This is a genomic window from Sulfurospirillum sp. hDNRA2 (genome assembly GCF_024206095.2).
GTDB lineage: Bacteria > Campylobacterota > Campylobacteria > Campylobacterales > Sulfurospirillaceae > Sulfurospirillum.
In genome coordinates this window covers 1,606,658-1,618,287 of sequence record NZ_CP159800.1, presented here as the reverse complement: position 1 = coordinate 1,618,287, position 11,630 = coordinate 1,606,658, and the positions used below count along the sequence as shown (strand labels likewise).

Sequence of the window (11,630 nt, the reverse complement as noted above, 5' to 3'; positions counted from 1 at the left end):
TTGTATTTGAGTTGTATTTTTTGCTATACTAACCCAAAATTAGTCCCAAAAATTGCCTAAAGGGAACATCGTGCGTCATTCACTGTCGTTACTCCTCGTTGAAGACGATACTGCGCTTAATGAGGAATTGTGCCTTTTTTTAGGAGATTTCTTCGATACGATCGATGCCTTTGCATCGGCGGAAGACGCTTATGCGCATTACCTAACCCGCACGTACGATTTGGTCATTACCGATATTCAGCTTCCCCAACAAAACGGGCTTCATTTGATTGAAAAGATTAAAAAGAAAAATCCTACGCAAACGGTAATCGTCATTTCGGCGTACAAAGAGACCGATTATTTTCTGAAAAGTATCGATTTGGGGATTTTTAGCTTTTTAACGAAGCCTTTCGATTCGCAACATTTAATCAACACGATGATCAAAGTTACCGCCCATCTTTGCGGGCAAAAACCTCAAAGCGTTCCGACAAGCGATCTTGCCGTGTTACACCCAGGCGTCGTTTTTTCGATGAACGAGCGCACCTTACATGTCAACGATATTTTGGAGACGCTAACCGCGAAAGAAGAGGCGTTGCTTTATATTTTGGTCAAGCATGCCGATGCGTTTGTTCGCAACGAGCAGATCGCCCATGTCGTTTGGCAAAGCGAAGAGGTCAACAGTTCCACGCTTCGCGCTTTGGTCAAGCGTTTACGCGACAAACTCGGGTATGAAAACTCGATCGTCAACTTGAAAAACAGAGGGTACAAACTCAACACGAAGACGGCTTAGGGAAATGTGCCGGTGCTTCGAAAAAGAAACCTTGCGAAAAGTCCACGCCTAAACGCTTAATTGTTTCGTATTCCTCACGTGTCGAGACAAATTCCGCAATCACTTGAACGTTCATTTTATGTGCCATCGCAGTAATCGTTTCGACGATATTTTGATTGCGCAAATTTTGGTCGATGCCTAAAACAAACTGTCCGTCGATTTTGAGAAATTGAACGCCGATATTGTCCAAACGGTTGAGGTTTGAGCGGTCGCTTCCGAAATCGTCTAACGCCAAACGGTATCCCATAGCTTTGAGGACGTGAAGGTTTTTAAGCGGCATTTTATTCAGGTCGCTTAAAATAATGTCTTCCAAAATTTCGAAAATAACGCAATGCGGGTCAATGCGGTATTGGGCTTGCTTGACATGTAAGAAGTCGATGAACGTGTCGTCGAGTAAATCTTCGTTGGTGATGTTCAGCGAAAATTCGATGCTCTGATCTGCGAAACTTTTGAACGATTTGTTAATCATCATACGGGTTAGGTTACTCATCAAACCGCTTCTTCGCGCCGCTTCCAAAAAGTGCGAGGGCGAAATAACTTCACCGTCGTCCTCGATGCGGGCGAGGCATTCGTATTTGGCGATTTTTTCCGTTTGATTGTCGATAATGGGTTGAAAATAGGGAATAACGCGGTCTTCTTCCAAGGCTAAGCGAAACTTTTGAATCCACGTCGTTTCGACTTCGGAGCGTTTTAAGAAAGGATCGCTTGCGTTGTAGACGTTGTACTGGCTCGGAATACCGCGCATCTTAGCTTCACGCAAAGCGATACGCGCGTTGGAGAGCAACAATGCGGGATTTCGAGACGTTGCGATACCGCACGAAAGCGTCACGTAGATCGGGCGATTGTTCATCTCTCCGACGGGTGTTTCTCTAAAAAAAGTTTGAATCTGAATCGCAAAAAGCTCGGGGCTGAGCAGATCTGGGTCGAAGAGAATGACGAATTCGTCGGAATTATAGCGATACAGATGAACGTCTTTTGCGAGGTTATAGCGCAGAAATTCACCGACTTTGTACAAAACTTCGTCCGCAAAATCGACGCCGTAAGTTTGATTGATAAAGCTAAAATCATCGATATTGTAAAGCATAACGGTGAGTGCGTGGTCTTGTAAAAAACGGTCCAAAAACGTGTAGAGCATCGTGGCGTTTTGGAGTTTCGTTACCTTGTCGAGCGTTAAAAACTCATGCACGATTTGATCGTTTTGCTCCAGCTTTTGGTGTTGTTCTTGGAGCAAGGCTTCGAGTTTTTCTTTATTTTGAATGTTCTCTTTGCGCTCTTTGACGAGCAACGAGACTTTGTAAAGCGTTTCTAAAAGCTGTTCAAAATCGATCGGTTTCAGGATATAGCCGTTGACGTTGTTGCGGATACTCTCTAAAAAATATTCGGTTTCGTTGTGTGCCGAGACGACGACGATCAGCTGAAACGGGTTGATCTCTTGAATGCGTTTGATGAGTTCCATGCCGTTCATATGCGGCATATTCAAATCGGTAATTAAAATGTCGTACGCGTCGGGTTGTTCTTGATAGCGCGCGTATGCTTCTTGTCCGTCGCTTGCTTCGTCGATGGAGGCGAACAGATCGCTTAAAAGCGCGACGGTGTTTTCACGTAATATCGCATCGTCTTCGACGTATAAAACGCGTAAATGAGACGTGAGCGTTAAAAGCTCATTGATCGCTACGGACATCGTATTCTCCCCGAATTTTCACGCTGAATTTTGCTCCGCGTTCGGTATTGCAGACGCTTAAAATGCCGTGACAATGCTCTTCGATAATCGTTTTTGACATGTAAAGTCCAAGCCCCGTGCCGTTTTTTTCCGCTTTGGTCGAAAAGTAGGGATCGAACACTTTGGAAATAATCGCCTCGGGGATACCTCCGGCGTTATCTTCGATCTCGATGACAAAAAATTCCTTCTCTTCGTAAGCGTTCAAGCGTATCGTAGCATTTTCTATTTTTTTGTCAAGAAGCACGTCTTGGGCGTTTTTTAAGATATTAATGAGCACTTGCGTTACTTGCGCTTCGTACGTGATAAATTCACGTGTCGAACGGTTGTCGATCTCTACGGCAATTTTGTGAACGTCGAGGCTTTTCCCGATAATGCGAAGCGTTTTTTCGATAATGTGCGCCAAAGAGCTTTTTTCGTGACGTTGGTCGGGTTTGAAAAAGTTACGAAAATCGTCGATCGTATTGGTCAAAAATTGGATGTAATTTTCGATCTTGTCGATGGCCGTCGTTAAAAATTCGTCTTGCGCGACGCGTCCTTCCGAGGTCGTAAGGTCGAATTTTTTGAGGCTTTGCTTGAGTTTGATGCTCGCCGTGACCGTTGAAATCGCGCCCAAAGGTTGTCGCCATTGGTGTGCGATCATACTGATCATTTCGCCCATTTGCGCAAGGCGGGATTGATAGATCATCATCTTTTGGGTTTCCATATTTTCCAAGATGCCCTCTTTGATCTTCTTATCCATCGAATCGTACAAGTTTTGCAGCTCGTGACTCATCGCCGAAAAGTTGTCCAAAAGAGTGTTCAGCTCGATAATGTCCGAATGCGGAAGTTTGGTCGTAACAAGCTTGTCTTTGAGGCTTCGAGTCGCTTGAATGAGTTCGTGAAGCGGGGTTAAGATTTGCGCGGAAAAGCGTTGGGCTCGGCTAATGAGAATAAATAAAAAGACCAAGTAAAATAACGCCATAAAACCAAGTGCGATGTAGCCGATAAAGTCGGTTTTTGCTTTCAGGTCTTTGCCGCTTTTTAACAAAGAGTCTTTATCCAAAAGTAAAATAAGCTTCCATCCTGTTTGTGAAATGGGGTTTTGTGTGATCAAAAAATCGGTGTCGGCATAGCGAAATTCGTCCAGAGAAGTGTTTTCTTTCACCATTTTCGTGAGAAACGAAGCTAGGGTGTTGGCTTTATTGTCGAAAAGGTTAAAATCTTTCGGCTTTGAAATCGTATTTTCTACGGGTGCATCATAGGCGTGGGAAGTCAGCTCGTGAATCCCCAAATAAGACTCCAAAGCTTGGCTCATACCTAACATGTGACCGTGTTCGTCGACTAAAAGGCTCATGGAACGATAGGGAAGGCGAAGGGAGAGAATATTGGAAATCAGCTGATCGATCGTAATGTCGACGCCTACGACGCCTTCTAAAAAGTCGCCTTTGTACACGGGTGCAATCGCGCTAATCATCCAACCAAGACCCGCCGGATCGAGGTAAGCGTCCGTCCAGACGATCTTTTTCTGAGGGTTATGCTTTTCGTCGGCAAGAAAATAAAAATTGTACTTAGGAATATCAATGTCGTGTGCGTACTGATTGAGTGCGTCGGGCATAAAAGGGCAAAGGCGGTTCATCGAATCGTGACTGTTAAAATAGACCTGTGCGATATTCGGATTGCTTTGAAGCATTGTGTTGTAAAAGCCGTCAAGTTCTTCGGTTGCGATTGCTTTTTCAAGACGATACGGCGATGTTTGCTTGACGTTGGAGTAAAAAAGCGTACATGCGTTTGGCGTTTGTTGCGTATTGGTGATGACGCCGTTTTCCAATTGCTGATAATTGTGGCTTTTAATGCCGACATGTTGAGGATCAAATCGGGCAAAAAACGTTTCATGTTCTTGAGCAAAGAGTGCCGTCATATGCGAGACGTCCTTAAACGTAACGTTAACGATTTCGGCGGAACGACTGCTAATCTCTTTGATATGAATCTTCGTCTCTTCGATCAAGGCTTTTTGCGTGCTTTCGCTCACATGTGCATTGCTCCAGAAGTAGGCCCATAGAAGCATTGCTTCGATCAAAAGAAGAGGAAAAATAATGGATTTGAGGTATTCTTTTTGGATGAGTTTCGATAAGCTTTGGCGTAGCATGCATTATTCCTCTTTGAGTTTGATGATAAAACGTGCCCCGATCGGGGTATTTTCGGCATAGATCATACCGCCGCAGTGTTCTTCGATGATGGTTTTTGACATGTAAAGACCCAATCCCGATCCGTTTTTCTCGCTTTTGGTCGAAAAATAGGGTTCAAAAATATACGGGAGAATGTGTGGGGGAATGCCTCCGGCATTGTCTTCGATGCTTAAAACGTGCCACTCTTCTTGCTCTTCGATGTGGATAAAAATATGCGGATATTTGATGTGACGCTCTTTGATGACATCTTCGGCATTTTTCAAAACGTTTAAAATGACTTGCGTCACTTCGCTCGCATACGTCAAAATCTCGTGTGAACTTTGGACGTCGACTTTGATCGCGATGGTGTTGATCTCCAACGCTTTGCCGATGATGTCAAGCGTACGGTTGACGAGTTGGGCGAGGCTTACATGCTCTTTTTGTTTGTCGGGTTTGAAGAAATTGCGGAAATCATCGATCGTGTGAGTCAGAAATTGCACGTACGATTCGATCTTGCCCATCGAATCCAGCAAAAACGCCTTAGACTGCTCTTGGGCTTCTTCACTGCTCGTATCGAGGCGATTGAGTGAAACTTTAAGACGGATCGATGCGGCAACGGCGGAGATAGAGCCTAAAGGCTGACGCCATTGGTGTGCGATCATGCTGATCATTTCGCCCATTTGCGCAAGACGGGATTGTTGCAAGATGTGTTTGTCTTTTTCACGGTTTTTAGCGACTTCTTCTTCGATGCGGCGTTCCAAATTTTGGTTGATTTCTAAAAGGTCGTGGTGATTTTTGCACGCGCGCACGGCATTTTCGAGTTTGGAATGAAACGAAGAGACGATGGAACAGAGCAGTTCAAGGTCTTTTTTATCGGAATAAAAGAGAAAAACCATACTGTCGCTATCGATCGTGACGTATAAAAAAGTGTTTTTTCCTTCGGTTTGGACGCTAATTTGATCGTTTGAGCTCTGCGCGTCGGGTCGTTTAAAAAGCGGTTTTAAAGCCTGTTTGCCTAAAAAGCAGCGTTCGACGTAGCCTTTTTCTTCGGAAACGTACTGCCAATAAAGCGATGCGAGCGCACCGGTTTTGCGCGTAAAAACACGCAAAAAGCGCTCGACCATCGTTTCCAAGTTTAAGGACGTTCCGATGGAACTGACGCATTCGAACGTCAAAAGTAGCTGTTCGTTGAGGTATTGCATCGTTTCTCCTACTTACATGCGCGGTCTAACGTTTGTTGATGAGAATCATACAACACTTAAAGGGTTCCTATGACGCATGTATTGTTGTAAAACTCGATTCCTTCTTGATTGGCGTTGGCAATTTCGCCTAAACTTAAAACGCCCCACAACGGAATCGCGCTATCGTACACGGAAGTAATCGCTTCCAACTCTTCGCCGTAACGCTCTTTAAGAAGTAAATAGCGTGAAATACAGTCGATCAGCAAGGCGTTACTGTGCGCTTGTGTTTTGACATGTAAGGAAGCAACGGCGGCTTCGCGAGCCGCTTCGATAATGGCGTCGGCTTTACCTTCTAAGATGGAAATAACCGAATTTGCGTCGATTTGCGCATTGAGCGTTAAAGACTGACCGTTCGTCGAAAAGGGTTCTCTTATGATAAAGTCTTTGTTATAACGAACGATGCCCAAAGGAAAGCGTTGCGCGATCGTGAAAAAAGGCGTCTGATCGAAAGGAATGTCGCTGATTTTTTCGACGATGGAACGGTACACGCTATAGGCATCTTGAAAGTTGATCTTTTCCAACGTATGCCCCGAACAATGCGTCGCAATAAAAGGACCCATAACGGTCGTCCAACCGTGTTTGATCCCCAGACCGACACTTTGCTTGGAAGCGACGACGATGGCGTAGTTGGTGTAGCGTTGCGTGTTGTCGAAAAGAAGATACGATGCGGGATCGAGCGTCATTTTACCCGCGCCCGCGCCTAGAATGCGTGCTTGTTCGGGTAATTGGGCATAGAGGACTTCTAAAAAGCGATCGGTATGAATCGAATAACCGTCGATAAACGTTAAGACCGCGTTGGTCTCTTCGGGAAGTTTGAGTTGGGTCGTATTGTCCATGGGGACAATGCACGAGAGGGTCGAGTCGGACATTTTCGCGACAATAATTCCCGTATCGTATGTGTGATGTCGGTAAATAACGCGCGGAAAAACGGCACCGACAAAGGCAATATCGTCGGGCAAAGTTGCCAACGGCGCAATGTCGGTTTGATCGGCGACGAGCAGTAAATAGCGACCTTTTGTAAGACTCGTATGCAGTTTTTCCGCACTCTCGAAAAAAGAGATTTGTTCAAACATCATCCTCTCCAAAGTTTTAATGCGGTCATTGTACACCATCTAGCGTGACAAACGCGTTGTATCAATCGGCTCATATCGCTTGCAACGTGTTTGCAACGTTGGCGTGTTATGATGGCGTTAATGTTTTAAAAAAGGTCGAAACCATGAGCGAATATAAACAGTACAACATTCAGATGATCGATTTTATCGGTCACGGAATATGGGATTGGAATATCGCAACCAATGAAATTTTTTTCTCTCCCCAATGGAAAAAAATGCTCGGATACCAGCCCGATGAAATCAACGATACGATAGACGCATGGAGCTCTCGCGTGCATCCGGACGATTTTACGCAATGCCTGAATGAATTGGCGGCATTGTTTAGCGGTAAAGTCGAACATTATCGTTGCGAACATCGCATGCTTTGTAAAGACGGACACTATACCTGGATATTAGCGCAAGGCGGCGTTATCGCACGCAATGAAGAGGGTTCGCCCCTACGCGTCCTCGGTACGCATACCGATATCGACGATCTTAGGCGCGCGTTGGAAGCAAAATCTAAGCTTTAACCAAAGGCTCGCATACGGCTTGGGTCGCTTCAATCAGCACGGACGGGGCAAGATGCAGTTGCACGCCCCGAAGCCCCGCACTGACGTACACTTTTTCATGCCGATAAACGCTCGCATCGATAAACGTCGGGTAGTGCTTTTTCATCGCCAGCGGCGAACAACCACCCCTGATGTAGCCCGTCAGTCCCAAAAGCTCTTTGACTGCCACGAGTTCACACCGCTTAGCGTTTGCAACCTTCGCCAAAGCTTTCAGGTCTATCTCCTCAGCGGCGGGAATGCACGCCACTAAAACACGCTTCGCTTCATCACGCGCTACTAACGTCTTAAAAACACATTCAGGTGCAACACCAAGCGATTGTGCCGCATGCACCGCACTTAAGTCCTCTTCATCCACTTCATACGAACTCATCTCATAAGGCAGTTTCAACGTATCCAAAAACCGCGCCGCATTCGTTTTTTTTAGGCTCATTTTCTGTTCTTTCAAATTTTTTACCAATGGTAGCAAAAAACGTTTCAATTTGAAATATTTTACCTATGAAGTAATAAAATCGTAGTAAGATTATTTAATCTTAAAAATAAGGATGATGGATGAGATATTTTGAACTGAGATGCGTAGCATACCTAAAAAAAGAGATGGCTTTTGAGCGTAGCTTTGAGTTGCTTTCCAAATACATCAGCTTTTGCATGTACCAAGAAGGAGAAGGCGAAGTCCACCAAAAAGAGGGCTTCAAATACTACGTTTTTAGCGGCTTTAAACCCAAAGACGAGGACATTCAAAAGAAAACCTATCGAGGCGGTGAACCGTACCCCTTTACCATTCGCTCCCTCGATGAAACGCTCATCGACACACTTTCAACCACGCTGCGCCAAAACATCAATAATGAAAATCTCCTCGTCGTCGAAGCCCACAAAAAAACCATTTCACAGTTTTTCATCACCGAACTCTACAGCGCCACCCCCGTCATCGTCTCGGTAAGCAACGGCAAATACTGGACCATGAACGAAAGCGGCGACATCGTCCAACTCCAAAAACAACTCCACGAAAACTTAGAGAAAAAATACCAAAGCTTCTTCGGGGAGTCTTTACATGTAAACCAAAATTTCATCCAGCTCATCGAAATCAAAAACAAAGTCCCCCAAAATATCCTCATCACCAAAGAAGGCAAATCCATCCGATTTTTTGGGAATAAATTTAGGATCGTGCCTAATGAAGATGAGGTGAGCCAGAAATTGGCATTTGTTGCGCTGGCGTGTGGGGTTGGGGAGAAGAATAGTTACGGCGGTGGATTTATGCTTGGAAGGGGGATGAGATGATTAATGATGTTTATTTGAGATTTAAAGAATTGTATATCCAAACAGATGGAAAGATTTTATCATCAAAATTTGCATTAGAAAAAGAGCCTGCTATTTGTATCAAAATAGATGAAGATGCCAATATTGTAGAAAAGCTAATTGTTGATAAAAATGTTACAAAAAATGATTTATACGATTGGTTTAGCATCATGAATCTAAAAGCAAAATATTTAGATAGTAACAAAGCTGTTGGAAGTAAAATGATTTTTAGTAACAGTAATTTAGCTTTATTTGGGAGATTCGATACTTTTCCAATGGTATCATTGGAGAGTTTTAAAAAGCTTTTTGATGTTAAGCCTGATCTGACTAATAAAAAAACGACAGCAAAATCACAATTTTATTCCGATTATAAAGATAAAGTTATAGCAATATTTCAGCCATCTGATGCAGTTTATTTCGTAGATGAATTTATTCAAAAATGTGATTTTTTGAATGAATCAGATGTGAAATTACTTTCAGAAGAGTGCTTTATTACTGAAGTAGCACTTTCGGCTTATTTTAAGAAATTGGTTGAAGATTATACTTGTAATGAGGAACAATTTTTTACTAAAGAGAGGCTTTTATATATTCTTTCTCAACTAAAAAATGAATTTAAAGAGTATGCGCATAAACAAATTAAAGTAAAAATATTTAGAAATAAGTCTGTTTCAGAGTATCAAGAAGGCGAAATGAAATATTTATCTAGTAGCCTATTTACGGTCGAAAATGAAAGCAAAAAAATAGGTGACTTAGGATTACCTTTTTTAGATAATACTTTAAATGAAAGTAAGCCTTTTATGCTGCATCTTAATACAAAATATAAAATTTCCTTTCCAAAAAGTAAAGACGAAGCTTTATATATTAAATACTTAGATGATTATCTTTCAATTGATAAAGGAATTTTTTATCTTGAAATTGAAAAATTCACGACACAAGATAAACCTTTTTTAAACGCTAAATTTGGTCAATTTATCATTATGAAAAACATGAAAGAGAAACGTTATGAATTGTTTGAATTTTTACCAAGTTTTTTTAGTGAATTTAAGCAGAAGCCTTTCATTTTGAGAAATCATCTTTTATTATTGAAAGACAAAATTACTGTAGATGACAAGCCTCCATTTTACGAAGAATATTTATTGGAAGATGAGATAAATAGATTATTTTTTAATAAGTTGAAAACAAACTATTTATCTGAAAAAATTAATAAAACAGAGGGGAAACTTGTAAATTTTATTTTTATAGTTAGAGGCATTTGTTTTTCTTATTTTAGAAAAGGACAAATTACAGGAAAAGAATTTTATACAAAAATTGCAAATTTTATAACAGATATGATTTTATATCATTATGAGCATGTTGATGATACAAAAATCAAATTTTCAGTTTCCGAGTTTTTAAATTTAAAAATATCTCTAAATGAATACTACAAAGGGGAAGTTATGGATATTCGATCTAAGTTGCAAACATTAAAAGAAAAAATTAGTGTTAATGATTATGAGAAGTTATCAAAGGAAGATTTTTTATTGCTCTCGGGGCAGATGGCATATTACTTGGTTTCTCAAAGTGAATCAAGTAATAGAACATTTAGGTTGGTGGAACATTATCTAAAAGCAAAAAATATCAAAATGCTTAAAAATCATCTGCGAAATGATTTGGCAAAGTATAGGCACAAGCTCAATTTAGTTTCCAAAACTTCTAAATTTAAAAATGCTTATTCAATGCTCTTGGCATTTGAAGACAACGAAAAAATTAGTCACGATGATATAGACGTGCTTTTAATTGGCTTGATGACAGATAATATATTTTACACAATTAAAGAGGAGAATTAAGATGACAAGAGTTTACGGAGTAATTGGAATTAAAGCAAAAATGGCAAATTGGAATGCGGACTTTACAGGCAGACCAAAAACAACAAGCAATGGCGATATTTTTGGAAGCGATAAGGCACTCAAATATCCTATGAAAAGAATGTGGGAAAATGAGGGAAAAAAAGTATTGTATATTAAAAGGCTAATTGAAAAAGCTGAAAATAAAATGGTTCCAATGACTTTAGCTGAGAGATATACAAATTTAACAAATAAGGAAGCAAAAAACACTAAAACGAGTGAAGCTTTAAAAACCTTATTTAGCTTTATTGATGTAAAAAATTTTGGTGCTACATTTGCAGAAGAGGGGCAAAATATTTCTATTACAGGTGCCGTGCAATTTGGTCAAGGATTTAATAAATTTGATGATACCAATATAGAAGTTCAAGATATTTTATCTCCATTTAGAAATCCTAAAGATAAGACTGGAAAAGAATTTTTAATAGAAGGTGCTGAAGGGAAAGAAAGAAATCAGTCAACTCTTGGTACAAAAATCACCGTCGATGAAGCGCACTATTTTTATGGTTTTAGTATCAACCCCAAAAATTATGATGAATACAAAACCCTTTTAGGATCAGAGTTTCAAGGCTACACCGAAGAAGACTATGCTGAGTTTAAAAAAGTAGCGTTGGTGAGTGCAACGGCTTACAGTACCAACTCAAAATTTGGGTGCGAAAATGAGTTTGCTCTGTTTCTTACATGTAAAGATGAAGAGTGCTATTTGCCAGATTTGAGTGACTATATCACATTTGATAGCCAAAAAAGAGAGATTGATCTTAGTGATCTTGAGAAGTTAATAGAGGGCAAATATGCGAGTGTTGAAGTTTATTTCAATCCATTTAAACTCAGTCTAAAAACATCTTTGAGTCGATTTAACATCTTTACCCAAGAGAAACTATAAC

The 11,630-nt window shown here is 41.1% G+C and carries 10 protein-coding genes; 5 read left to right on the top strand and 5 right to left on the bottom strand.

The features are described 5' to 3' along the window. Positions 1-70 precede the first annotated feature (70 nt). Positions 71-769, top strand: coding sequence for a response regulator (locus NL930_RS08135; protein WP_254376320.1), 699 nt, complete (start codon positions 71-73; stop codon positions 767-769). Here the strand turns inward: NL930_RS08135 and NL930_RS08130 are convergent. From NL930_RS08130 to NL930_RS08115, 4 genes are read right to left on the bottom strand one after another with little or no spacing between them, the layout of a single operon-like run. Then, positions 750-2,489 carry an EAL domain-containing protein gene (locus tag NL930_RS08130; RefSeq protein ID WP_254376319.1) on the bottom strand — a complete coding sequence of 580 codons (1,740 nt, stop codon included), beginning with the start codon at positions 2,487-2,489 and terminating at the stop codon, positions 750-752. The two genes, NL930_RS08135 and NL930_RS08130, sit on opposite strands and share 20 nt — an antisense overlap. Then, positions 2,470-4,653 (bottom strand): ATP-binding protein, encoded by a 2,184-nt coding sequence (locus NL930_RS08125; RefSeq protein WP_254376318.1) that lies wholly within the window; start codon positions 4,651-4,653, stop codon positions 2,470-2,472. The genes NL930_RS08130 and NL930_RS08125 overlap by 20 nt, the downstream gene beginning before the upstream one ends. Positions 4,654-4,656: 3 nt before the next feature. Then, positions 4,657-5,874, bottom strand: a complete 1,218-nt coding sequence (locus tag NL930_RS08120) for a sensor histidine kinase (RefSeq protein WP_254376317.1) — start codon at positions 5,872-5,874, stop codon at positions 4,657-4,659. A gap of 56 nt (positions 5,875-5,930) precedes the next feature. Continuing rightward, entirely contained in the window at positions 5,931-6,986 is a 1,056-nt protein-coding gene (locus tag NL930_RS08115) for an FIST C-terminal domain-containing protein (protein ID WP_254376316.1), read from the bottom strand. Positions 6,987-7,129: 143 nt separating this feature from the next. Here NL930_RS08115 and NL930_RS08110 point away from each other — a divergent pair, with 143 nt between their 5' ends. Next, positions 7,130-7,534 carry a PAS domain-containing protein gene (locus NL930_RS08110; RefSeq protein ID WP_254376315.1) on the top strand — a complete coding sequence of 135 codons (405 nt, stop codon included), beginning with the start codon at positions 7,130-7,132 and terminating at the stop codon, positions 7,532-7,534. On the opposite strand, the gene ybaK is transcribed toward NL930_RS08110, so the two are convergent. Continuing rightward, positions 7,524-8,003, bottom strand: a complete 480-nt coding sequence (ybaK, locus tag NL930_RS08105) for a Cys-tRNA(Pro) deacylase (RefSeq protein ID WP_254376314.1) — start codon at positions 8,001-8,003, stop codon at positions 7,524-7,526. The two genes, NL930_RS08110 and ybaK, sit on opposite strands and share 11 nt — an antisense overlap. Before the next feature lie 119 nt (positions 8,004-8,122). On the opposite strand from ybaK, the gene cas6 reads away from it, so the two are divergent. From cas6 to NL930_RS08090, 3 genes are read left to right on the top strand one after another with little or no spacing between them, the layout of a single operon-like run. Continuing rightward, positions 8,123-8,848, top strand: a complete 726-nt coding sequence (gene cas6 / locus NL930_RS08100) for a CRISPR-associated endoribonuclease Cas6 (RefSeq protein ID WP_254376313.1) — start codon at positions 8,123-8,125, stop codon at positions 8,846-8,848. Next, positions 8,845-10,692 carry a hypothetical protein gene (locus NL930_RS08095; RefSeq protein ID WP_254376312.1) on the top strand — a complete coding sequence of 616 codons (1,848 nt, stop codon included), beginning with the start codon at positions 8,845-8,847 and terminating at the stop codon, positions 10,690-10,692. Before cas6 ends, NL930_RS08095 begins: the two co-directional genes overlap by 4 nt. 1 nt (position 10,693) lies before the next feature. Next, the gene (locus NL930_RS08090; protein ID WP_254376311.1) at positions 10,694-11,629 is read left to right on the top strand and encodes a type I CRISPR-associated protein Cas7; all 936 of its coding nucleotides are present in this window, start codon (positions 10,694-10,696) and stop codon (positions 11,627-11,629) included. Position 11,630 lies beyond the last annotated feature (1 nt).